The 24140-nt window shown below is 66.8% G+C and carries 19 protein-coding genes; 14 read left to right on the forward strand and 5 right to left on the reverse strand.

Annotated features, from left to right (window positions below; translation table 11 throughout):
- Window positions 1-36 precede the first annotated feature (36 nt).
- Complete coding sequence (locus ACQR1H_RS18255; protein ID WP_315804410.1) at window positions 37-810, forward strand: DeoR/GlpR family DNA-binding transcription regulator; 774 nt, start codon at window positions 37-39, stop codon at window positions 808-810.
- Window positions 811-842: 32 nt separating this feature from the next.
- Window positions 843-1979, forward strand: coding sequence for an MFS transporter (locus ACQR1H_RS18260; protein ID WP_434874131.1), 1137 nt, complete (start codon window positions 843-845; stop codon window positions 1977-1979).
- Window positions 1980-2069: 90 nt separating this feature from the next.
- Here the strand turns inward: ACQR1H_RS18260 and ACQR1H_RS18265 are convergent, their stop codons facing one another.
- Window positions 2070-3032, reverse strand: coding sequence for a cation diffusion facilitator family transporter (locus ACQR1H_RS18265; protein WP_434908000.1), 963 nt, complete (start codon window positions 3030-3032; stop codon window positions 2070-2072).
- A gap of 129 nt (window positions 3033-3161) precedes the next feature.
- Here ACQR1H_RS18265 and ACQR1H_RS18270 point away from each other — a divergent pair, with 129 nt between their 5' ends.
- Window positions 3162-3683, forward strand: a complete 522-nt coding sequence (locus tag ACQR1H_RS18270; RefSeq protein ID WP_434887343.1) for a nucleoside deaminase — start codon at window positions 3162-3164, stop codon at window positions 3681-3683.
- A 52-nt stretch (window positions 3684-3735) separates the two neighbouring features.
- On the opposite strand, the gene ACQR1H_RS18275 is transcribed toward ACQR1H_RS18270, so the two are convergent.
- Window positions 3736-4857 (reverse strand): hypothetical protein, encoded by a 1122-nt coding sequence (locus ACQR1H_RS18275; protein WP_434887342.1) that lies wholly within the window; start codon window positions 4855-4857, stop codon window positions 3736-3738.
- Between the two features lie 580 nt (window positions 4858-5437).
- On the opposite strand from ACQR1H_RS18275, the gene ACQR1H_RS18280 reads away from it, so the two are divergent.
- The 4 genes from ACQR1H_RS18280 (at window position 5438) to ACQR1H_RS18295 (ending at window position 10142) form a co-directional block, all read left to right on the forward strand.
- Entirely contained in the window at window positions 5438-7003 is a 1566-nt protein-coding gene (locus tag ACQR1H_RS18280; protein WP_434887341.1) for an ABC transporter ATP-binding protein, read from the forward strand.
- Window positions 6987-8078 (forward strand): ABC transporter permease, encoded by a 1092-nt coding sequence (locus tag ACQR1H_RS18285; protein ID WP_434887340.1) that lies wholly within the window; start codon window positions 6987-6989, stop codon window positions 8076-8078. Before ACQR1H_RS18280 ends, ACQR1H_RS18285 begins: the two co-directional genes overlap by 17 nt.
- A complete protein-coding gene (locus ACQR1H_RS18290) occupies window positions 8065-8982 on the forward strand; it encodes an ABC transporter permease (RefSeq protein ID WP_315804404.1) in 918 nt (305 codons plus the stop codon). Before ACQR1H_RS18285 ends, ACQR1H_RS18290 begins: the two co-directional genes overlap by 14 nt.
- Before the next feature lie 80 nt (window positions 8983-9062).
- Complete coding sequence (locus ACQR1H_RS18295) at window positions 9063-10142, forward strand: BMP family ABC transporter substrate-binding protein (RefSeq protein WP_315804403.1); 1080 nt, start codon at window positions 9063-9065, stop codon at window positions 10140-10142.
- Between the two features lie 76 nt (window positions 10143-10218).
- On the opposite strand, the gene ACQR1H_RS18300 is transcribed toward ACQR1H_RS18295, so the two are convergent.
- Entirely contained in the window at window positions 10219-11565 is a 1347-nt protein-coding gene (locus tag ACQR1H_RS18300) for an 8-oxoguanine deaminase (RefSeq protein WP_315804402.1), read from the reverse strand.
- A 140-nt stretch (window positions 11566-11705) separates the two neighbouring features.
- On the opposite strand from ACQR1H_RS18300, the gene ACQR1H_RS18305 reads away from it, so the two are divergent.
- On the forward strand, window positions 11706-12530 hold the full coding sequence (locus ACQR1H_RS18305) for an FAD binding domain-containing protein (RefSeq protein WP_315804401.1): 825 nt from the start codon (window positions 11706-11708) through the stop codon (window positions 12528-12530).
- Complete coding sequence (locus ACQR1H_RS18310) at window positions 12527-15241, forward strand: molybdopterin-dependent oxidoreductase (protein ID WP_315804400.1); 2715 nt, start codon at window positions 12527-12529, stop codon at window positions 15239-15241. Before ACQR1H_RS18305 ends, ACQR1H_RS18310 begins: the two co-directional genes overlap by 4 nt.
- Before the next feature lie 23 nt (window positions 15242-15264).
- Here the strand turns inward: ACQR1H_RS18310 and ACQR1H_RS18315 are convergent, their stop codons facing one another.
- Window positions 15265-15567: a hypothetical protein gene (locus ACQR1H_RS18315; protein ID WP_315804399.1), complete on the reverse strand. Its 303-nt coding sequence runs from the start codon at window positions 15565-15567 to the stop codon at window positions 15265-15267.
- A 200-nt stretch (window positions 15568-15767) separates the two neighbouring features.
- Between ACQR1H_RS18315 and ACQR1H_RS18320 the strand changes: the two genes are divergently transcribed.
- Window positions 15768-16952, forward strand: coding sequence for a urate hydroxylase PuuD (locus tag ACQR1H_RS18320; RefSeq protein WP_434907962.1), 1185 nt, complete (start codon window positions 15768-15770; stop codon window positions 16950-16952).
- Window positions 16953-17386: 434 nt separating this feature from the next.
- Window positions 17387-17686: a hypothetical protein gene (locus ACQR1H_RS18325; protein WP_315804397.1), complete on the forward strand. Its 300-nt coding sequence runs from the start codon at window positions 17387-17389 to the stop codon at window positions 17684-17686.
- 226 nt (window positions 17687-17912) lie between these two features.
- On the opposite strand, the gene ACQR1H_RS18330 is transcribed toward ACQR1H_RS18325, so the two are convergent.
- Window positions 17913-18551, reverse strand: a complete 639-nt coding sequence (locus tag ACQR1H_RS18330; RefSeq protein WP_315804396.1) for a TetR/AcrR family transcriptional regulator — start codon at window positions 18549-18551, stop codon at window positions 17913-17915.
- Between the two features lie 311 nt (window positions 18552-18862).
- Here ACQR1H_RS18330 and ACQR1H_RS18335 point away from each other — a divergent pair, with 311 nt between their 5' ends.
- The 3 genes from ACQR1H_RS18335 to ACQR1H_RS18345 are packed head-to-tail and all read left to right on the forward strand — an operon-like array spanning window position 18863 to window position 24131.
- Entirely contained in the window at window positions 18863-19984 is a 1122-nt protein-coding gene (locus tag ACQR1H_RS18335; RefSeq protein WP_316217588.1) for an efflux RND transporter periplasmic adaptor subunit, read from the forward strand.
- Window positions 19981-21057, forward strand: coding sequence for an efflux RND transporter periplasmic adaptor subunit (locus ACQR1H_RS18340; RefSeq protein ID WP_434907963.1), 1077 nt, complete (start codon window positions 19981-19983; stop codon window positions 21055-21057). Before ACQR1H_RS18335 ends, ACQR1H_RS18340 begins: the two co-directional genes overlap by 4 nt.
- Window positions 21054-24131, forward strand: a complete 3078-nt coding sequence (locus tag ACQR1H_RS18345) for an efflux RND transporter permease subunit (RefSeq protein ID WP_316238388.1) — start codon at window positions 21054-21056, stop codon at window positions 24129-24131. The genes ACQR1H_RS18340 and ACQR1H_RS18345 overlap by 4 nt, the downstream gene beginning before the upstream one ends.
- Window positions 24132-24140: the final 9 nt, after the last annotated feature.

Raw genomic sequence — 24140 nt, forward strand, 5'->3', positions numbered from 1 at the left:
CGTTGTTATTCTTGTTCCTGCCTGATATGAGGAGGCATGTCAGACCTTCCACTGGCGCGTCGCGACCAGATCGCCGGCCGCCTCGCTACAGGGCACGCGGTCATCGCGGCCGCCCTGGCCCATGAATTCGGCGTCTCCGAGGATGCGATCCGGCGCGATCTTCGCGCGCTTGCCGCCGAAGGACGCTGCCGCCGGGTGTACGGCGGCGCATTGCCGATCGCCGGCGGCATGACCCCGATGGCGGCGCGGATCGGGCAGGATCGCGAACGCAAGCTGGCGCTCGCCCGGACGGCCGCCCGCGGCATCGCGCGTGGCGAATTTCTTTTCCTCGATAGTGGCAGCACCAACCTCGCGCTCGCTGAGGTCCTGCCCGATGATTTCGATCTCACCGTCGCAACGAACGCCATCGACATTGCCGCAACCGTGCTGCATCGGCAGGACCTGCAACTGATCATGATCGGCGGCTCCGTTCACCCCGCAGTCGGCGGCTGTGTCGACGCCGACGCCCTCATGCAGATGCAGCGCTTGAACATCGACCGCTGCTTCATCGGCGCCTGCGCCGTGTCGGCGCAAGGCGGCATCAGCGCGATTGATCCGACCGACGCAGCGTTCAAGCGGACGCTGCTGTCGCTGAGCCGCGTCAGCGTCGCAATGGTCACCAACGAGAAGCTCGAGACCCGAGCGCCTCACCGTGTCGCCGGCGCCAAGACGATCAGCCAGCTCACCGTCGAGCATGATGCGCCGGCGGCTCGACTTGCCCTGCTCAAACGGGCGGGAGCGACCATCGTGACGGCCGCTCCGCCGGTGTGACAGCGCCTTTCAGAAAGTCAGGAATCTTCCAAATGAGTTCTGATCACAGCGCGGCGCGGCTCGCGACCCGCCTGGCCTTTTTCGTCGCCGGCTTCGGCATCGCCTGCTGGGCACCGCTGGTGCCGTTTGCCAAGCAGCGGCTCGGCGTCGACGATGCGACGCTCGGCCTGCTGCTGCTCTCGCTCGGCGTGGGCTCGGTCGCATCGATGCTGGCCGCCGGACTGCTGAGCGCCCGCTATGGCAGCAAGCCTGTCGTCGTCGTCAGCGGCATCGCTCTCGCGCTGTTCCTGCCGCTGCTGGCGATCGCCGCAACGCCAGCGACGCTTGCGCTCGCATTGTTCGCCTTCGGAGCGGCGCTGGGCTCGCTCGACGTCGCGGTGAACATCCAGGCGATCGACGTCGAGCGGCTGAGCGAGCGTCCGCTGATGTCCGGTTTCCATGCCCAGTTCAGCATCGGCGGCTTCGCGGGCTCCGGCGTCATGACCGCGCTGCTCGCGTTCGACGTCGCGCCGCTGCTCGGCACGCTGGCCTGCTGCGCACTCGCTTTGGCCGCGATGATCGTCGCTGCCCCACGACTGATGGCGAGCAAGCCCGCGCAAACGGGGCCTCTGCTCGTGCTTCCCCATGGCGCGGTGCTGCTGCTGGCAGCGCTCGCGGCGATCATGTTCCTGGTCGAAGGCGCGATGCTCGACTGGAGCGCGCTGCTGCTCGCCGGTTCCGGGCGCCTGCCGGCCGCACAGGCCGGACTGGGCTACATCATGTTCTCGATCGCAATGACCGCCGGGCGCCTCGTCGGGGATGCCGTGGTTGCCCGGATCGGTGATCGCGCAACGCTGCTGGGGGGCAGCGCGATCGCGATCGCCGGCTTCGTCCTGCTGCTCACGGCTCCCTGGGTTGCTGCTGCCATGGCGGGCTTTGCGCTGATCGGCCTCGGCGCGTCGAACCTCGTCCCGGTGCTGTTCCGCCGGGCCGGGGCGCAGACCGCGATGCCCGTCGGGCTGGCCGTCGCTGCCGTCACCACCGCAGGCTACTCCGGCGTGCTGCTCGGACCGGCCGGCATCGGCTTCGTCGCCGCGGCCACGAGCCTCCCGGCCGCGTTCTGGATGTTGGCCGCGCTGCTGGTGATCGTACTCTTGAGCGCACCGCTGGCCGCGCGGACACCGCCCTAGGAGCGCTGTGCGCGGCTCAGGCTCCAGCATCTCATGGCTCGACCATTCGCCTGCACGAAACGGCGACGTCTGACCGCTGAGCCGCCAATCTCACGCCGAAGCCGAACCATCTTGCAGCAGGCTCTCACGCATTTCCTGACAGCGGGCGCCGGTCTGCGGCTTGACGAACAGCGCCGCGACGATCGGATGCCGCGCCCTCAGCTCGCTTTCGATCGCCACGACGGCCCGCTCGATGTCGTCGGCGCGCTGATCGTCCGCAAACTCGATGCTCAGCGCGACGACGACCTGCTGCGGCGACAGCTGCACCGTGAGCAGCCCGTTGGCCGACTTGACGCTTTGCCTCCTGCGCGCGATGTCGAGGATCGAACGCGCCAGCTCGGGATCCGCGGGCTCGCCGATCAGGAGGCTCTTGCTCTCCCGCGCGAGCACCATCGAGGTCACCGCAAGCAGCACGCCGATCAGGATGGACCCGATGCCGTCCCATGCCGGCTGATCGAAGGCGACGGCCGCGGCCATGGCAGCAGCAGCGATGACGATGCCGATCAGGGCCGCGCTGTCCTCGAACACGACCATGAAGGCCGGCGGGTCCTTGCTGCGCTTGAACGCCTCGAGATAGGAGAGCCCCGGCGCAGCCGCGCGAAACCGCCGCACCGCCACCCACCAGGAGCCAGCCTCGAACACGAATGAGAGCCCGAGCACGATGTAGTTCACCGTCGGGTCTTCGATCGGCAGCGGATGCATCAGGTGCGCGACGCCTTCGTACAGCGAGACGCCGGCGCCAAGCGCGAACAAGAGCAGCGCAACGATGAAGCTCCAGAAGTAGAGCTCACGGCCATGGCCGAGCGGATGTCGCTCGTCGGGCGGTCGGCTCGCGCGATGAAAGCCGTAGAGCAGCAGGAGTTCGTTCGAGGTGTCAACGACGGAGTGGATCGCCTCGCTCATCATGGCCGAGCTTCCGGTCCAGACCGCCGCGGCGATCTTGGTACAGGCCACCAGCAGATTGCCGGCAAGCGCCGCATAGACGGCAACCCTGGAATCCGCATTTGCCGCCATGTCGCCTGCCTGCACTCCGCGCTCCTGCGCCGGGAAACGCGAGCCGCGGGGCATCGGTTCCCATGGCGCGCTTGCGGACGCCGCCGCGCCGGAGCAGGATCACCCGATCCGCAACGGAGCAGAGTGGTGATGGCGTCGGTAGATCAGGCGGGAGACGGACAGAGGCCGGCCGGCGCCCAGGACCGGGACGCACATTTCCTGCGCCACAGCTTCGCCATCGCCCGCCGCGCTGCTTCCAACGGCAATCATCCATTCGGAGCGGTGCTGATCGCTGCCGACGGCCGCGTTCTGCTCGAGGCAGAGAACGGCTACATGCCGTCACATGACGCCACCGCACATGCCGAGCGGCTGGCCGCGACCCAGGCCTGCATTTCGATTGCACCCGAAATCAGAGCGGCTGCCACGCTGTATTCGTCGGCGGAGCCGTGCGCGATGTGCGCGGGCGCCATCTACTGGGCCGGCATCGGACGCGTGGTCTATGGCCTCGGTGAGCGGCGGCTGCGCGGCATCACCGGCAATCATCCGGAGAATCCGACCCTCGACCTGCCCTGCCGCGACGTGTTCGCGAGCGGCCAGCGTGCGACCGAGGTCGTCGGCCCGCTGCTGGAGGAGGAAGCCGCGACGCTGCATGAGGGAGCTTGGGACAAATGAAGCAGGCGCCGCGACCGGAGGCGCGGCGCCTGCTTGCGTGGCTCGATCGATGTCAGAACTTCACGGTCACGCCCGAGTAGAGCGACGACTCGGTGCAGGCGCCCGTGGCGACGCGGGTGCCGCCGACGCCGGCGACGGAACAGCCGACCGCGTTGTTGTGGTCGAGGCCGAACTTGTTCTGCCAGTAGCGATAGGCCACCCAGACGTCGATCATGTGGCTCTGCTTCTCGCCCCACATCGCCTTCGACGCGTCGAAGGTCAGGCGGATCGGCTCGGAGTTGAACTCGACCTTCGTCGGATAGACGCCGTTCGCGACGCTCGCCGGGAGCGGCTCGGTATCGGTGCCCTTCTTGCCGTACCAGCCGGCGCGGCCCGAGATCGAGAAGAACTGCATGCTCTCGGGCAGGAAACCGAGATCCATGTAGTAGTTGGTCTCGACCGCCCAGGTCGGCTTGAACGAGGTGTTGCCGTCATTGATGCAGGGGTTCGACCAGCCGGCGCCGCACTGTGAGAACGAGTTGTGGTTGGCGAACTCCCAATACATCAGGGGAGCGACGTTGAAATAGCCCTTGTAGGGCAGGTTGAACGCGAACTGCAGGCCGGCCACCACGTCGCGCTTGGCGGCGCCGAAATAGCGATTCTCCGTGTTGGCATCCATGCCCACCTCGAACGAGATGTTCTGCAGCGGGCCCATGGTGAAGGCCTTGGTGTTGAAGATCTGATTCCAGCCGAAGGTCGAGCGGAACAGGCCGTAGATCTCGGTCGCGCCGGCGCAGCTCGCCGGCGTGAACGCGAAGCCGGCGTTGGGCGAGACGATGCCGCCGGTCTGCGTGCACGGTCCGGCGGGATCGTTGTGGTCCGACTTGAACAGCGAGATCGTGAAGAAGTTGGTGCCGTAGCCCCAGACGTCGAAATGGGTGAACGAGTAGACCTGCTTGGCGGTCTTGGCGTTGAATGTGCCGTTGCCGTTCACGCTCCATGCACCAGGCTGGCTGGCATCGAAGATGTAGGAGTAGCTGACGCGATTGTCGACGACGAGGAAGAACGGCACCTCGGCCGGGGCCTTTTTCGCGACCGCCTTGGCAGGCAGATCAGCGGCCCCAGCGACACCGATTGACGTCAGTGCGACCGCGCCCAGCGCGACGGCCGCCGCGATTATTTGACGAAACGACATTCCGAACACCCCCAGTTGACAAGCGCAGATTCCCGACTTGCATGCACAGTTGCGCCGTTCCACCGGCCGGAGAAGCCTCAACTTTCTCCAGGACTTGCCCGCAGTTTGATCAAGGTTATGCCGTATTGCGGCGTCGACGGTGGCGGTCGCGGGCGCGACCATGGGACGATTGGCCGCGGCCGCGACGCTCCCGGATCACGATCTTGCTGCTTCACATTGCTGAAGTTTTTCCGAAAAGCGTCGCCTGGCCTCTCGCACGATTTCGCGATCACCCGTGAGCGCAAGCGCGCCATTGGACGCGCATTGCATGACGCTGCTCATCCAACGTGCAGCCTGCTGCGACCGGATCGATTTCCCGGCCAGTGTCGCAGAAGCGCCACAGAACGTCATGGGGCGCTGCGCTCGACTCGATTGCGGCCTGCGATGCCTGCAACCGACGGCGCGCTGCATTCGCCGGTCTCCGCGGATGAACCGTTGGACAAGAGTTGGGCAAAGAATGGCGCTTTTCGCCTCTTACGCGCCGCGGCAAATTAGATCACAATTGAGGCAGCTTCATTCCCCCTGCCCCATGACGCAGCAAATGCCTGACCCAGCGCCGGTCGATCCGAAATCTACGCCTCCGCTCCTGCAGACGGTCGGATTGACCAAGCGCTATGGCGACTTCGTTGCCAACGACAAGATCGACATCGAGATCCGGCGACGCGAGATTCACGCCCTGCTCGGCGAGAACGGTGCGGGGAAATCGACCCTGGTGAAGACGATCTATGGACTGGTGCAGCCGAGCGCCGGCGAGTTGCGCTGGCAGGGTGAGCCGGTCCAGCTGTCCGGCCCGGCCGAAGCGCGATCCCTCGGCATCGGCATGGTGTTTCAGCATTTCTCTCTGTTCGACAACCTCACCGTGGCCGAGAACGTGGCGCTCGGGCTCGACGGCAAGGAGCCGTTCAAGGCCATGTCGGCGCGGCTCGCGGATGTCGCGCGCGATTATGGCCTGCCGCTGGATCCGAAGCGCGAGGTATGGCAATTGTCGGTCGGCGAGCGGCAGCGCATCGAGATCGTGCGCGCGCTGATGCAGAATCCGAAATTCCTGATCCTGGACGAGCCCACCGCCGTGCTGACGCCGCAGGAGGCCGACCAACTGTTCGTCGTCCTGGAGCGCCTGAAAGCGGAAGGCCGCGCTGTTCTCTACATCAGCCACAAGCTGGAAGAGGTGAAGCGGCTGTGCGACACCGCCACCATCCTTCGCGGCGGCAGGAAGGTCGCGACCTGCAATCCGAAGCTGGAGACGGCTGCCTCGCTGGCCCGCATGATGGTGGGCACCGAGATCAAGGAGGTGAAGCCGCCGGCCGAGCGGCACACCACCGTGCCGCGTCTGGTCGTCAATGATCTCACCCTCGCCCCGGGCGAGCTTCATGGCGTGGCTCTCAAGAACATTTCCTTCGAGCTGAAGGGCGGAGAGATCCTCGGCATCGCCGGTGTCGCCGGCAACGGCCAAGACGAGCTGTTTGCTGCGCTGTCCGGCGAACGCCTCGTCAAGGAGCCCGGCACGATCATCATCGACGGCCTCGCCTGCGGGAATCTCTCGATCACCCAACGGCGCAAGATGGGCGCGGCGTTCGTGCCGGAGGAGCGGCTGGGGCACGGCACCGCGCCGCGGATGCGGCTGTCCGAGAACGCGCTGCTGACCGGACACGCCGCGAGCGACATGGTCCGGCACGGCTTCATCAACGCGGCCGCGACGTTGCGGACGGTCGATCTGACGACCGAGACATTCGACGTCCGCAAGGCCAAGCGGGATCCGGAAGCGGCGAGCCTGTCCGGCGGCAACCTGCAGAAGTTCGTCGTCGGCCGCGAGATCCTGCGCACGCCGGCGGTGCTGGTCGTCAACCAGCCGACCTGGGGCGTCGACGCCGGCGCCGCCGCGATCATCCGCCAGGCGCTGATCGATCTCGCCAGCGCCGGCGCTGCCGTCCTCGTCACCAGCCAGGACCTCGACGAACTGATCGAGATCGCCGACCGCATCGCGGTGATGTTTCATGGACACTTGTCGGAGGCGCTGCCGCGCGCCGAGGCCACGCGGGAGAGGCTCGGCCTGTTGATGGGCGGCGCCAGCCTCGAGAAGGAGGCGGCGCATGCAGCTCGTGCTTGAGAAGCGCGCCGAGCGTTCGCGCACCATCGCGCTGGTTTCGCCGCTGATCGCGATCGGACTGACACTCGTCACGATGAGCGTGCTGTTCGCCGTGCTCGGCAAGAACCCGATCACCGCGCTCGGCGTCTACTTCGTCGCGCCGCTCACCGACGGCTATTCGCTGCAGGAGATCGCGGTGAAAGCGACGCCATTGGTGATGATCGCGATCGGTCTGTCGCTGTGCTACCTCGCCAACGCCTGGAACATCGGCGCCGAAGGCCAGTTCCTGATCGGCGCCGTTGCCGGCAGCTGGATCGCGGTCAAGACGCAAGGCACCGAGGCCGGACATTGGGTGCTGCCGGCGATGCTGGTCGCAGGCGCCGCAGCCGGCGCGCTCTACGCGCTGATCCCGGCGCTGTGCCGCGTCAGGTTCGGCGCCAGCGAGATCCTCACAAGCCTGATGCTGGTCTATGTCGCCGATCTCCTGCTCGACTATCTCGTCCGCGGCCCCTGGCGCGATCCCGCCGGCTTCAACTTCCCCACCACGGCGGAGTTCGACCCGGTCGCCACCGTGCCGGTGCTGATCGAGGGCGGACGCCTGCATCTCGGCAGCGTCATCGCGCTGCTCGTCGTTGCAGGCGCCTTCGTGCTGCTCGAGCGCACCATCAAGGGGTTCGAGATCCGCGTCGTCGGCGCGGCCCCCCGCGCGGCACGCTTCGGCGGCTTCAACGCCAACCAGCTCATCCTCCTGACATTCGCGGTGTCCGGCGCATTGGCCGGTCTCGCAGGGATCATCGAGGTGGCGGGCCCCATCGGACATCTGCAACCAGGCATCTCGCCGGGCTATGGCTTCACCGCGATCATCGTGGCCTTCCTCGGGCGTCTCAATCCAGTTGGAATATTCATTGCAGGGCTCTTCCTCGCATTGACGTTCATTGGCGGCGAGCAGGCCCAGATCACGATGAAGATTCCACTCGATGTGACCAAGGTGTTCCAGGGCATCCTGCTGTTCTACGTGCTCGCCTGCGATTCCCTCATCCTCTACCGTTTCAAGCTCGTCTTCGCCGCGCGGCAGGTGCAAAGTGGTGCTGGTTGAAGCAATCATCCTGTCGGTGCTCGCCGCATCGACGCCGCTGCTGCTGGCGGCCACCGGTGAGCTGGTCACCGAGCGCTCGGGCGTGCTCAACCTCGGCGTCGAGGGCATGATGATCGTCGGCGCGGCCTGCGGCTTCGGCGGGGCCTGGCTGTCCGGCTCGATCGTCGTCGGCGCATTGTGCGGCATCGTCGCCGGCATGCTGATGTCACTGATCTTCGCGTTCATGACCCTTGGCCTCGCCGTCAATCAGGTGGCCACGGGCCTCGCGCTGACCATCCTCGGCATCGGTCTGTCCGGCCTGATCGGCGCGCGCTTCGTCGGCGAGCGCATCGGCACCGCGCCGCACCTCTCCATTCCCGGTCTCAGCGACATTCCGCTGGTCGGCCGCATCCTGTTCGGCGAGGACGCGTTCGTCTATCTGTCGCTCGCGCTGATCATCGCCGTCTGGTGGTTCCTGTACCGCACCCGTGCCGGCCTGGTGCTGCGCGCCTGCGGCGACAACCATGTCTCCGCCCACGCGCTCGGCTATCCCGTGCTGCGCATCCGTTTGCTCGCGGTGCTGTTCGGCGGCGGCTGCGCCGGGCTCGCCGGCGCCTATCTGCCGCTGGCCTATACCCCGTTCTTCATTCCCGGCATGACAGCGGGACGCGGCTGGATCGCGCTGGCGCTGGTCGTGTTCGCATCCTGGCGACCGGGCCGCCTCGTCATTGGCGCCTACCTGTTCGGCGCGGTGACGATCCTGCAGCTCCATGCGCAGGGTGCGGGCGTGGGCATCCCCTCGCAGTTCATGTCGGCGCTGCCCTATCTCGCCACGGTGATCGTGCTGGTGCTGCTGTCGCGCGCCCGCACCGGCGGCTCCACTGCGCCGGCGGCGCTGGGGACGGTGTTCGTGCCGGATCGCTGAAGCAATCATCCGGAGCGCCAGCGATGGGGCGCGGCGCTCTGGCTCACGAGGTTTCCCCCGATTGTTTGGAGGCATGGACGATGATGAAAAGGCTTCTGGGGGCTGCCGTTGCGCTGGTGCTGGCGGGAAGCATCGCCGGCGTGGCGCACGCCGCCGACAAGCTGAAGGTCGGCTTCATCTATCTCGGACCGATCGGCGACCTCGGCTGGACCTATCAGCATGAGCTCGCGCGCCAGGCGCTGGTGAAGGAGCTCGGCGACAAGATCGAGACGACCTATCTGGAGAACGTACCGGAAGGCCCGGACGCCGAGCGCGCCATCGAGCAGTTGGTCCGCGCCGGCAACAAGCTGATCTTCACGACCTCGTTCGGCTACATGGATCCGACCCTGAAGGTCGCCAAGAAGTATCCCAACGTGCATTTCGAGCACGCCACCGGCTACAAGCGCGACAAAAACATGTCGACCTATTCGGCGCGCTGGTATCAGGGCCGCTACATCCAGGGCATCATCGCCGGCAAGATGTCGAAGGCAGGCGTGCTCGGCTATATCGGCTCGTTCCCGATCCCGGAGGTCATCTCGGGCATCAACGCCACCATCATCGGCGCGCAGACGGTGAACCCGAACATCAAGGTCAAGATCATCTGGGCCAACACCTGGTTCGACCCGGGCAAGGAAGCCGACGCCGCCAAGGCGCTGATCGACCAGGGCGCCGACATCATCATGCAGCACACCGACAGCCCGGCCGCCATGCAGATCGCGGCCGAGCGCGGCAAGCTCGCCTTCGGCCAGGACTCAGAGATGATCAAGTTCGGCCCCAAGGCGCAGCTCACCTCGATCCTCGACACCTGGGGCCCCTACTACATCGCGCGCGTCAAGGCCGAGCTCGACGGCACCTGGAAATCGGAGGACACCTGGGGCGGCCTCGATTCCAAGATGTTCGAGATGGCGCCCTATACCAACATGCCTGACGACGTGAAGAAGCTGGCCGAGGAGACGCAGGCCGCGATCACCGCCGGCAAGCTGCACCCGTTCAAGTGCCCCGTGCTCGGCCAGGATGGCAAGGAGATCGAGTGCAAGGGCGGCGACCATCTCGCCGATGGACAGATTCTCGGCATGAACTTCTACGTCAAGGGCGTCGACGACAAGGTGCCGGGCAAGTAGACGCAGTACACCGCTAGAACTCTCCCCCACAAGTCGGGGAGAGTTCTCGAGCGAATATTTTCCAACGCTGCGCGCTTCACCCTCCCCGCATGGCCCTGGCTGCCGCGCTGTGCCGATCGATCAGCCCGCCGACGTCCAGTCCCGGAATTGCGCCGTCGACCACGGTCCAACGGCCGCCGACCATGACGCGATCGGCGCGGTGCGCGCCGCATAGCACCAGCGCCGCGATCGGATCGCCTGCACCCGAGAAGCGCAGCTCGTCGAGCTTGAACAGCGCGAGGTCGGCGGCCTTGCCCAGCGCGATCTCGCCGAGCTCTGGCCGGCCGACGCAGGCGGCCGAGCCCTTGGTCGCCCAGCGCAGCGCATCCTTGTGGCTGATCCGGCCAACGCCATAGCGCGCCCGCTGCAGCAGGAATGCGGCACGAACCTCCTGCATCAGGTTGGAGCCGTCGTTCGACGCCGAGCCGTCGACGCCGAGGCCGATCCCGACGCCCGCCTCCTCCATCTCGCACACCGGACAGCAGCCGGAGGCAAGCAACTGGTTCGAGCAGGCGCAATGGCTGATCGTGGTCCTGGCCTTGCCGAGCCGCTTCATCTCCTCGGCATTGAAGAAGATGCCGTGCGCCAGCCAGGTGCGCGGGCCGAGCCAGCCGTTCTTCTCGAGATAGTCCAGCGGACGGCAGCCGAACATCTGCTCGCAGAAGCGGTTCTCATCCTCCGTCTCGGCGAGATGCGTGTGCAGCCGCACGTCGAGCTTATCGGCAAGCGCAGCGGTCTTCTGCATCAGCGATCCCGTCACCGAGAACGGCGAGCACGGCGCCAGCGCGATCTGCACCATCGCATCGGGTCCGCGCTCGTGATAGGTCGTGACCACGCGCGCGCTGTCGGCGAGGATCGTGTCCTCGTCCTGCACCACGCTGTCCGGTGGCAGTCCGCCGTCGCGCTCCGACAGGTTCATCGAGCCGCGGGTCAGCAGCACACGGATGCCGAGCCGCTTCGCCACCGCGACCTCGATGCCGACGGCATCTTCGAGCCCGGCGGGGAAAACGTAGTGATGATCGGTCGTGGTCGTGCAGCCCGACAGCATCAGTTCGGCCATCGCGACCGTGACCGCCGCATCCAACGCCTCCGGCGTCAGCTTCGCCCAGATCGGATAGAGCGCCTTGAGCCAGGGGAACAGCTCGCGGTCCATCGCAGCCGGCAGCGCGCGCGTCAGCGTCTGGTAGAAGTGATGGTGCGTGTTGATCAGACCAGGGATGACGACATGCGCGCTCGCATCATAGGCCACCGCGCCCGCAGTCGCCGGCTCGGCACCGGCAGGCACCAGCTCGACGATGCGACCGTCCTTGACGACGACACCGCGCGTGGCGCCCTCGGCGAGAATGGCGAGCGGGTCCTTGATCCAGATCGGCGTCGTGCTCATGGCTGCCTCGTCTCGGTGATTGGGCGCTTGCATGTGCCGGTAGCTTGCAAGCGGAAGGCCAGCGTCATCCTATTGCCAGTTGGCGCTGGTCTTGCAAGGATTCCACCCGCGACAGGCTGCGCCCACGAGCTGGCATCACCATGGACCTGAACACCATCACGGAGGTCGTGCGCCCGAGAACGCGGGCCGAACTGCCCGCCTGGCAGGCAGGCGACGCCTGGCTGGCCGGCGGCACGTGGCTGTTCTCGGAACCGCAGGCGCGCCTGTCGCGGCTGATCGATCTCAGCGATCTCGCCTGGGCGCCTCTCGGCATCAGCGATCAGGGCCTGTGCATCGCCGCGACCTGCAGCGTCGCCGCGCTGGACGGGCTGTCCTGCCCGGCCGAGTGGGTCGCGGCGCCGTTGATCGATCAATGCTGCCGCGCGTTCCTGGCTTCGTTCAAGATCTGGAAGACGGCGACCGTCGGCGGCAATCTCTGCATGTCGCTGCCGGCCGGGCCGATGATCTCGCTGCTCGCCGCGCTCGAGGGCATTTGCTTGATATGGAAGAATGACGGAGGCGAGCAGCGCGTCCCCGTCGCCGATTTCGTCACCGGCAACAACAGCAACGTGCTCGCGCCCGGAGATCTGCTGCGGCAGATCGACATTCCGCTGGCCGCGCTGAAGCGCCGCGGCGCTTTCCGCCAGATCGCGCTGACGCCGGTCGGGCGCTCCGGCGCACTGCTGATCGGCACGTCGGGCCGCGACGGCGACCTGCTGCTCACCGTGACCGGATCGACCATCAAGCCGCAGCAACTGCGCTTTGCCAGCATGCCCGACGCGACCACGTTGCGCGCCGGCCTGCTCGTCGAAATTCCAGATGCGTCGTACCACGACGATGTTCATGGCAAGCCTGCCTGGCGCAAGGCGATGACCCTGCGCCTCGCTGAGGAGATTCGCGCCGAGCTCGCGGACTTCAGGCCATGAGCGTGATCGTCAATGGCAGGGAAGTCGACACCGCGCCGCGCGCCGGACAATGCCTGCGGACCCTTCTGCGCGACACCGGCCATTTCGGCGTCAAGAAGGGCTGCGACGCCGGCGACTGCGGTGCCTGCACCGTGCTGCTCGACGGCGAACCGGTGCATAGCTGCCTGATCCCCGCCTTTCGCGCCGAGGGCAAGGCGGTCACGACCGTGGAAGGTCTCGCCGCCGATGACGACCTGCATCCGATGCAGCAGGCCTTCCTCGATGCGCAGGCGTTCCAATGCGGCTTCTGCACCGCCGGCATGATCGTCACCTGTGCCTCGCTGAATCAGGCGCAGAAGAAGGATCTCGGCGCGGCGCTGAAGGGCAATCTGTGCCGCTGCACCGGCTATCGCGCCATCGAGGACGCGCTGCTCGGCCACGTTCACGTCGAGCAGGTCGCGGCCGGCGAAGCCTTCGGGCGCAGCCTGCCCGCCCCTGCCGGCCCCGACGTGGTGCGCGGCCGGGCGCGCTATACTTTCGATACCACGATCGACGGCCTGCTGCACGTCAAGCTCGCGCGCTCGCCGCACGCGCATGCGCGCATCGTCGGCATCGACAAGAGGGCCGCGCTGGCAGTACCTGGCGTGCATGCCGTGCTGACGCACGAGGATGCGCCGGCGACGCTGTTCTCGACCGCGCGCCATGAGCAGGCCTGGATGGATCCGGCGGACACCCGCGTGCTCGACGACGTCGTCCGCTTCATCGGCCAGAAGGTCGCGGCCGTCGTCGCCGAGACCGAGGCCGCGGCCGAAGAGGCCTGCCGGCGCCTCGTCGTCGACTACGAGATCCTGCCTGCCGTGGTCGATCCCGCTGACGCTATTACGCCCGGTGCGCCGATCATTCACGCCGGCCGCGGCAGCGAACATCGCATCGCCGACGTCGGCCGCAACATCGTCGCCGAGACCCACGGCGAGTTCGGCGACGTCGCCGCCGCGCTGGCGTCGGCCGCCGCGAGCTATGAACGCACCTTCACCACGCAGCGCGTGCAGCACGCCGCGCTGGAAACGCATGGCGGTCTCGCTTGGCTCGACGACGACGGCGTGCTCACCCTGCGTTCCAGCACACAGGTGCCGTTCCTGACGAAGCGGGCGCTGTGCGAGATCTTCGACCTCAAGCCCGACAAGGTGCGCGTGTTCTGCGAGCGCGTCGGCGGCGGCTTCGGCGGCAAGCAGGAGATGTTCGTCGAGGATATCCTGGTGCTGGCGGCGCTGAAGACAAGGCGGCCGGTGAAGCTCGAATTCACCCGGGAGGAGCAGTTCATCGCCACCTCGACGCGGCATCCGATGCGCGTCACCGTCAAGGCCGGGGCCGACAAGGATGGCAAGCTGACGGCGCTGCAGCTCGACGTGCTCTCCAACACCGGCGCCTATGGCAATCACGCCGGGCCCGTGCTGTTCCATGCCTGCGCCGAGTCGATCTCGGTGTACAATTGTCCGAACAAGAAGGTCGACGGGATCGCCGTCTATACCAACACGGTGCCGGCCGGCGCCTATCGCGGCTACGGCCTGCCGCAAACCACCTTCGCGGTCGAAGCCGCGATCGACGAGCTTGCGCGGCAGCTCGGCATCGACGCGTTCGAGATGCGACGCCGCAACATCATCAGGCCCGGAGATCCCATGCTGGCGCCGCCGGCATCCGGGCATAGCGACGTGCTGTACGGCTCCTACGGGCTCGACCAGTGCCTCGATCTGGTCGAGCGCGCCATGGCCGAGGCCACGCCGACGCCGGAGCTGTCGGCCGAGTGGCTGAAGGGCGACGGCATCGCGCTGACGATGATCGACACCGTGCCGCCCGACGGCCACTTCGCCGACGCCGTGATCAGCCTGCGCGACGACGGCGGCTTCGTGCTCACCGTCGGCACCGCCGAGTTCGGCAACGGCACCAGCACGGTGCATCGCCAGATCGCCGCGACCGTGCTCGGTACCACCGTCGATCGCATCAGCCTCAGACAGTCCGACACCGCCCATGGCGGCCACGACACGGGCGCCTATGGCTCGACCGGCACCTTCGTCGCGGGACGCGCGACCCAGGCGGCGGCGGAGGCGTTGGCCGAGACGATCAAGCGGTTCGCCTCCGACAGGTGGAACGTCGCTCCCGGCGCCTGCGTGATCGCCGATGATGCAATCACCTGTGGCGCACATCGTCTCGCTTTCGCCGAACTCGCCAAGGCCAGCGGCGCGCCGCTCACCACGAGCGGTAATTCGCAGGGCACGCCGCGCTCGGTCGCGTTCAACGTCCAGGGTTTGCGTGTCGCCGTGAACAAGGGGACCGGAGAGGTCAGGATCCTCAAGAGCGTCCAGGCCGCGGACGCCGGCCAGGTCGCCAACCCGATGCAGTGCCGCGGCCAGATCGAGGGCGGCGTGGCGCAAGCGCTCGGCGCCGCGCTGTACGAGGAGATCGTGATCGACGGCACCGGCCGCGTGATCAATCCGCGCTTCCGCGACTATCATCTGCCGTCCTATGCCGACGTTCCGCGCACCGAGGTGCTGTTTGCCGATACCCACGACACGATCGGCCCGCTGGGGGCGAAGTCGATGAGCGAGAGCCCGTACAATCCGGTCGCCGCCGCGCTCGGTAACGCGATCCGCGCCGCGACCGGCATCCGCTTCACGGCCGCGCCGTTCAAGCCGGACCGGCTGTTTCCGCAGTTGCAGGAAAAGTTCGGCGAATGAGGCGGTCTGGGGAAACGGCTGCGCTATGGCTTGGGTCGGCGATCATACGACCAGCCGAACAGGCCGCTCCGCTGGGTCTCGGGCTCTGGTTCCGCAGCCGGCTCCGACGGCTGGGCGGCCGCCTGTGGCGGGGCGGCGGGAGCGACCGGCTTCGGGATGCTCTCGCATTTCATCGCATAGACCAGCTTGCCGTCCTCGGTGCGTCCGATCGGCGCGCAAGCATCGGCGCGCTTGGCCGTGCTCTGCTTGGGGGCGGTCTGCGCCATCGCCAGAGGCACACCAGCGAACTGTCCCAGCACCAGCATGATCAGAACCAGTCTCGTCATCCCGCCCCGTCCCGCTTGTCAGACCGCCACATTGAACGCAATCGCGCCGCCGGAGTCCACTGCGTCACGCGCACATGGCAGCTAATCTGTTGTGCACCGACTGCCACAGCGACGTGCTGGAAATCAGATGCGATCGATGCCACAGATGAGACGCAGGCACTCGGCTCTGGACTTGCCCTGTCGAAGGAGATGAGCGCGCGATGTGGGCCTCGATCATATCGGAATGGCTGAGCCTGATCTTCCGCTGGCTGCACGTGATCGCCGCGGTCGCCTGGATCGGCAGCTCGTTCTACTTCATCGCGCTCGATCTCAGCCTGAAGCCGCGGCAAGGCCTGCCGACCGGCGTGATGGGCGAGGCCTGGCAGGTGCACGGCGGCGGCTTCTACCACATCGTCAAATATCTGGTGGCGCCGGCGCAGATGCCGAGCGAGCTGACCTGGTTCAAATGGGAGGCCTACACCACCTGGCTGTCCGGCTTCTTGCTGATGATCGTGGTGTACTATCTCAACGCCGACCTGTTCCTGGTCGACAAATCGATCCTCGATCTCACGCCCCTCCAGGCCGGCCTGTTCAGCTTTGGCTCGCTGGCGCTGGCGTGGCTGCTCTACGAGGCCGCCTGCCGCAGCGGCCTCGCCCGGCAGGAGCTGCCGTTCGCGATCGGCGGCTACGTCTTTCTCGTCGCGCTCACCTACGCCTTCACCCATGTGCTGAGCGGCCGCGGCGCCTTCAACCAGATCGGCGCGATCATCGGTACCATCATGGTCGCCAACGTGTTTGCCGTGATCATCCCCAACCAGAAGAAGATCGTCGCCGCGCTGCTCGCAGGCCAAGCGCCGGACCCCAGGCTCGGCAAGGCCGGCAAGGAGCGTTCGGTCCACAACAACTATCTGACCCTGCCGGTGGTGGTGCTGATGATCAGCAACCACTATCCGCTCCTGTTCGGCACCCGCTACAACTGGGCGATCGTCGCCATCGTGCTCGCGCTCGGCCCGGTGATCCGCCATTTCTTCAACGAGCGTCACAAGGGAAATCCATCGCCATGGTGGGTGTGGGGTGTCGCGGCCGCGGGCATGATCGGCATCCTGCTGCTGTCCGCAGCGGGTCCTCGCGACGCCAAGACGGCTATGAGCGCCCCGCCGAGCTTCGCACAGGTCGAGGAGATCGTAACCTCCCGCTGCAGTATGTGCCACGCCGCCGAGCCGATGTGGGACGGCATCGTCGCGGCACCCAGGGGCGTGCGGCTCGACACTGCCGACAACATCCAGCGCAACGCGCGGCTGATCGCACGCAACGCCGCGTGGTCGAGCGCCATGCCGCCCGGCAACATCACCGAGATTACCGGCGAGGAGCGCACCGTGCTCGCGGCGTGGGCCAGCGCGCAGTAGCAGCCATGTGCGCCGATCGTCGTGCTGGACGTCTCAAGCAACCGGTCTCGTCGGGTACCTGATGCGCAGAAGCGCATTTGATCCGTTACTCGGAGAGATGACGCGGCTTCGCGTTGCCGCGACGCGATGCGCCCGGATCGTGCGATATCTCGGCCCTCATCGTAACGAGAGGGCGCAGGGAAGGCCGGACCTCGGCGACGATGGATGCTCGCTTCGGTTCCCCACGACGAATGCGTGAAGCCGGCACAAGGACAACCGGATTTTCGCAACGCGGAGTTGAACTGCGATGCATGCGACGACGATTGAGCTGGAGCACATCCGATTGTCGTCATGAGCTTGCGGCAAAATTTACCACCCGTTGGGACGCGGCTTGGCTGCAGAAAACATGGCGCTAGAGTGGCGCCCACAATCAGCTCTCAGCGAAACGCCCCATCATGTCGATCTCCGTCAAAGGCCGGCTGGCCATTGTCGCGCTCATCGCGCTTGCCTGCTTCGCAAGCTCGGTACTGAAGCTCTATCTGGGGCTGCTGTGCATCTCGCTGCTTTTGAGCTTTGCCGTGGTCGGCGTCGTGGCCCGGCTGGTCGAAGGGATCGTCATCAGGCGCGACCGGAGCAGCGAGCGACGGCTGGCACATCGCAGCGATCGCTCCGCTCGCGTCGACGAAACGCAGCCGCTGTCGATGACGACGATGGATCATGTCGACACGCCATCGCCGGCCGAACCCGCGCGATGAGGGGATTCTCCGTCTGGCGATCGCGCGCTGAGGAACAGGGATACCGCACATCGGAGAATGGCAATGGTGCTACGAGTTCGACCGCTGGAACGGCGACGACCAGATCATCCTTCCGAACCAGCCGATTGCGGACGCGACGACGCCGTGCTCGGTGGCGACACATCGGAAGAGCAGCACGTGGCCGTTCAAATCGCCGCGCTGATCGCCTCGATACGCCGGCTGTACCTCATCCCTTCGTCCGCTTCCGCTTCGCCTCGAGAGCGCTCAGATAGGTAGCCATCATCTCGGGCAGCGCTGCGACGACGACATCGCGGCTGCGCGGATCCTGCTCGCGCGTGAACAGCAGTGTCCCGAGCACGACGGCATCGAGCGTCGTGGCCGCCTGCCTGCCGAGTTCGTCGCCGAGCCTGGCGCGCATGACGCGGTCGATGACGACCCTGAACTCGGCGTGCATGGTCTGGTCGTGCAGATCGAGCGTCGCCAGCGCATCGGGGTGGCGAACGAAGTAGCGGATCGCCCAGCCAATCAACTGCTCGATGACCTGCGGCGGCGACATCGCCGCCCATTCCGCATCGCTTCGCTGCACCACGCGGTCGAACGCCGGCTGCAGCTCGGCATCATGACGCTCGGCGAGCGCATCGAGCATCTGATCCTTGTCGCGGAAGAAGTGATAGACCGAGCCGATCGACGCGCCGGCGCGCTGGGCCGCGGCATGCATGCTGACGGCACCGATCCCGGACTCGGCGATGATGGCGGCTGTCGCGTCGAGCAACTGCTCGCGGCGCTCACGGCCACGCGCCTGCCGCGGCGCACGTGATGTCGTGCGCACGGGGGCATTCAGGTCGGTCGCAGCTTTGCGTCGCACGTTCGCGTCATGCCTTGGCTCGCCGCGGCGGCAGCGCTGGCCGATGTCCCAACGGGAGCGCCCGGGCAACCCGCACAGGGGGAATTCGAAACCGCCACGAGAATGTTACTAGACGAATTATTCTAGATTTGATTGTCTAATTCACGCACTGTCAAGAGGATGGTGTTCAACTTTCGCGTGAACCTGCTTGCCTGCAACGGCGGGCGGGTTTTGCGGGCTGCTGACGACCAACAGGTGCTTTCCGGTCCCTGCGTGCTTGCGCGGCAGGACGGGAATGATCGCCACCACCCAACCGGGCCGAAGATACGACCATGTCTCCATTCACAGGATCCTCTTTCCTTCGGGCACCGGGCTCACGCCTGCTGGCCGCGGCCGGCTGCGCTGCCGTCGGCCTGCTGCTGGCCGGCTGCGAGCAGAAGACGGCCGCAACCGCGCCGCCGTCCCGGATGGTGCGGACCGAGGTGGTCAAGCTGTCGGAGCGCCGGCAATCGATCACGCTGACCGGTGACGTGCAGGCGCGGGTGCTCGCAGACCTGTCGTTCAGGGTCAGCGGCCGCGTCACCGAGCGGCTCGTGGAGGTCGGCGCGCACGTCAAGGCCGGCCAGTTGCTCGCCAGGATCGATCCGGCCGAGCAGCAGGCCGATCTCGATTCCGCGGAGGCCGCCGTGGCGGCCGCGGAGTCGCAGGTAAAGGTCGCAACCTCCAATTTCAACCGCCAGCAGACGCTGATCACGAGCGGCTTCACGACGCGCGCGACCTTCGACCAGGCCCAGGAGACGCTGCGCACGGCGGAGGGATCGCTGGAGGCCGCCAAGGCCCAGCGCGACACCGCCAAGGACGCCCTGACCTACACCGAGCTCCGCGCCGACGCGGACGGCACCATCACCGCGCGCAACATCGAGGTCGGGCAGGTCGCCCAGGCCGCGCAGTCCGTGTTCACGCTCGCGCATGACGGCGACCGCGACGCGGTCATCGACGTCTACGAAGCCGCGCTGTCGCTCAAATTCGACGACAGCAAGGTCGCGCTGGCGCTGCTGTCGGATCCCTCGGTCACGGCCAAGGGCACGGTGCGCGAGGTCTCGCCGACCATCGATCCGAAGTCGGGCACCGTCCGCGTCAAGATCGCGATCGAGAATCCGCCGCCGGAGATGATCCTCGGCAGCGCCGTCAGCGCCACCGGCTTCATCAAGCCGGAGCAGCGCATCGTGCTGCCGTGGAGCGCGCTGACCGCCGCCGGCAAGACGCCGGCAGTCTGGCTGGTCGATGACGGCGACAAGACGGTGTCGCTGAAGCCGATCACGATCGAGGACTATGAGACCGGCGCGATCGTGGTGTCGGCCGGACTGCGACCGGGAGACCGCGTCGTGACCGACGGCGGCAAGCTGCTCAGCGTCGGCCAACAGATCACGTTCAACGAGGAGAAGCGGTCGTGATGTCGCCGATGCGCTGTGTTCTTCCGCTCGGCGCGCTCGCTCTGCTCGCCGGCTGCAACGAGAAGGCCGCCGCTCCCGATCCGGTCCGGCCGGTGCTGTCGATGAAGGTCGAACGGCAGACGGCCAATGTCTCGACGGTCACCGGCACGATCGAGCCGCGCTACAAGGCCGATCTCAGCTTCCGCGTGCTCGGACGCCTGATCGCGCGGCCCGTCTATGTCGGCGACATGGTCAAACAGGACCAGGTCGTGGCGGCGATCGATCCCGCCGCGCTCGAACTCGCCGTGCGCGCCTCGGCCGCCGAGGTCTCGCGCAGCCAGGCGCAACTCACCAACGCGACCGGCACCGAGGGCCGGCAGCGCACCCTGCTGGAAACCGACGCCACCACCAAGGCGACGCTGGAGAGCGCCGAGCAGTCGCGTGCGGCCGCCCAGGCCTCCGTGATCAAGGCGCAATCCAACCTCGCCAAGGCGCGCGAGCAGCTCGGCTACGCCCAGCTCAAGGCCGATTTCGCCGGCATCGTCACGGCCGTCGGCGCGGAAGTCGGACAGGTCGTCTCGCCCGGCCAAAGCGTGGTCACGGTGGCGCGGCCCGACATTCGCGAGGCGGTCATCGACGTCGGCGACGACATTGCGGGCGCGCTGCAGGTCGGTACGCCGTTCACGGTGCGGCTGCAGGTCGATCCGACCATCAGCACGACCGCGAAGGTCCGCGAGATCGCGCCGCGCGCCGACGCCACGACGCGCACGCGTCGCGTCCGCATCACGCTCGACAACCCGCCCGAAACCATGCGGCTCGGCACCACCGTCACCGCGACCGTGAACACCGAGCAACGGACCGTCATCCGATTGCCGTCGACGGCGATCCTGGAGCAGGACGGCAAGAGCTTCGTCTGGCTGGTGGATGACGCCAACAACTACGTCAAGCGCCAGGAGATCATGGTCGCCCGCAACGAGGACGGCAGCATCCGCGTCACCGGCGGCCTCGAACCCGGGCAGCGTGTCGTCACCGCCGGCGTGCACAGTCTCAAGGATGGCCAGTCCGTCCGCATCGATCAGGAATCTCAGCCGTGAAGTCCTTCAACCTCTCCGACTGGGCGCTCGAGCACCGCTCGCTCGTCTGGTATTTCATGATCGCCTTCATGGCTGCGGGCCTCTTCTCCTACGTGCATCTCGGCCGCGAGGAGGATCCGTCCTTCACCATCAAGACGATGCTGATCCAGGCCAAATGGCCCGGCGCCTCCGCCGAGGAGATGACGCGGCAGGTCACCGACCGCATCGAGAAGAAGCTCGAGGAGCTGCCGGCGCTCGACTACACCAAGAGCCTGACCGTGCCCGGCCAGACCACGGTGTTCGTCAACCTGCGCGACACGACCAAGGCGCGCGACGTCGTCCCGACCTGGCTGCAGGTGCGCAACCTGATCAACGACATCAAGGGCGACTTTCCGTCCGGCGTCGTCGGGCCAGGATTCAATGACCGCTTCGGTGATGTGTTCGGCAACATCTACGCCTTCACCAGCGATGGCCTCAGCCAGCGCCAGTTGCGCGACCGCGTCGAGGAGGTCCGCGCCAAGGTGCTGACCGTGCCCAATGTCGGCCGCGTCGACATCGTCGGCGCGCAGAACGAGGTGATCTATCTCGAATTCTCGCCACGCAAGGTCGCCGCGCTGGGCATCGACCAGCGCACCATCCTCAACGCGCTGCAGGCGCAGAATGCGGTGTCGCCGTCCGGCGTGCTGCAGGCCGGCCCCGAGCGGGTCGCGGTACGCGTCTCCGGCCAGTTCACCTCCGAGGAGAGCCTCAAGGCGATCAACCTGCGCATCAACGACCGTTTCTTCCCGCTCACCGACGTCGCCACCATCACCCGCGGCTACGAGGATCCGCCGACCTCGCTGTTCCGCTTCAACGGCCAGCCCGCGATCGGGCTTGCCATCGGCATGAAGGCCGGCGCCAACCTGCTCGATTTCGGCGAGGCGCTGAAAGAGGAGATGACCAAGGTCGTGGCCGATCTGCCGGTCGGCGTCGGCGTGCATCTGGTCTCGGACCAGCCCAAGATCGTCGAGGAAGCGGTCGGCGGCTTCACCAAGGCGCTGTACGAAGCCGTCATCATCGTGCTCGCGATCAGCTTCGTCAGCCTCGGCGTCCGCGCCGGCCTCGTGGTCGCGATCTCGATTCCGCTGGTGCTCGCGATCACCTTCCTGTTCATGGCCTACACCGGCATCTCGCTGCAGCGCATTTCGCTGGGCGCGCTGATCATCGCGCTCGGCCTGCTGGTCGACGACGCCATGATCGCGGTCGAGATGATGGTGGCGCGGCTCGAGGTGGGCGACTCCTTGCGCAAGGCCGCGACCTACGTCTACACCTCGACGGCGTTCCCGATGCTGACGGGCACGCTGGTGACGGTCGCCGGCTTCATTCCGATCGGCCTCAACAGCAGCGCCGCCGGCGAGTTCACCTTCACGCTGTTCGTGGTGATCGCCGTGTCGCTCGTCGTGTCCTGGATCGTGGCCGTGCTGTTTGCGCCGCTGCTCGGCGTCACCATCCTGCCCGCGACCTTGCCGAGTCACCATGCCGAAGGCGGCCGGCTGACGCGGATATTTCGCGCCATGCTCAATGCCTGCATGCGCAACCGCTGGACCACGATCGTCGCCACGGTCCTGATCTTCGGCCTGTCGGTGTTCGGCATGCGCTTCGTGCAGCAGCAGTTCTTCCCCTCCTCCGACCGCACCGAGCTGGTGATCGACTTCAACCTGCCGCAGAATTCCTCGATCGCCGAGACCAACGCGCAGATGGCGAAGTTCGAACAGGAGGCGCTGAAGGGCGATCCCGACATCGACCACTGGTCGACCTATGTCGGCTCCGGCGCGCAGCGCTTCGTGCTGTCGTTCGACGTGCAGCCCGCCGACGTCTCGTTCGGCCAGATCATCATCGTCACCAAGAGCCTCGAGGCGCGTGACCGCGCCCGCGCCAAGCTGCAGGCCTATCTCACCAAGACGTTCCCCGGCACCGACGCCTATGTGCACCTGCTCGACATCGGCCCGCCGGTCGGCCGCCCCGTGCAGTACCGTGTCAGCGGGCCTGATGTCGCAAAGGTGCGCGAGACAGCGCAGGAATTCGCCGGCGTCATGCGCGGCAACAGCCATCTCGGCGCCGTCATCTTCGACTGGATGGAGCCGGCGCGTGTCGTGAAGGTCGACGTCCTGCAGGACAAGGCCCGCCAGCTCGGCGTCACGTCCTCCGACATCGCCAACGCGTTGAACGGCGTGCTCGACGGCACCTCGATCACCCAGGTGCGCGACGACATCTATCTGATCGACGTGCGCGGCCGCGCCCAGGCCAAGGAGCGGCAATCGCTGGAGACCCTACGCGACCTGCAGCTGTCGGGCTCGAACGGCCAGTCGATCCCGCTCGCGGCGCTGGCGACCTTGCGCTACCAGATCGAGCAGCCCGAGATCTGGCGCCGCTCGCGGCAGCCCACGCTGACCCTGAAGGCCAGCGTCATCGATCAGGTACAGCCGAACACGGTGGTCGATCAGCTCAAGCCCGCCCTTGCGGCGTTCAACGCCAGGCTTCCGGCCGGCTATCAGGTCGTCACCGGCGGCAGCGTCGAGGAGAGCGCCAAGAGCCAGGCGCCGATCATCGCGGTCGTTCCGATCATGCTGTTCACCATGGCCACGATCCTGATGCTGCAGTTGCAGAGCTTCCAGCGCCTGTTCCTGGTGTTCGCGGTCGCGCCGCTGGCCTTGATCGGCGTCGTCGCGGCGCTGCTGCCGAGCGGTGCGCCGCTCGGCTTCGTCGCCATCCTCGGCGTGCTCGCGCTGATCGGCATCCTGATCCGCAACTCGGTGATCCTGATCGTGCAGATCGAGCATCTGCGCGACGAAGGCCGCCCGCCATGGGAGGCCGTGATGGAGGCGACCGAGCACCGCATGCGGCCGATCATGCTGACAGCAGCCGCGGCCTCGCTGGCGCTGATCCCGATCGCGCGCGAAGTGTTCTGGGGTCCGATGGCCTATGCGATGATGGGCGGCATCATCGTCGGCACCGTGCTGACCCTGCTGTTCCTGCCGGCGCTCTATGTCGCCTGGTTCCGGATCAAGACGCCGGAGGCGAGCGATTCAGTCGAGCCGGCAGCGCACGGCGCCTGACGCGGGGCC

It is taken from the genome of Bradyrhizobium sp. HKCCYLRH2015 (genome assembly GCF_051168215.1).
Taxonomy (GTDB): domain Bacteria; phylum Pseudomonadota; class Alphaproteobacteria; order Rhizobiales; family Xanthobacteraceae; genus Bradyrhizobium.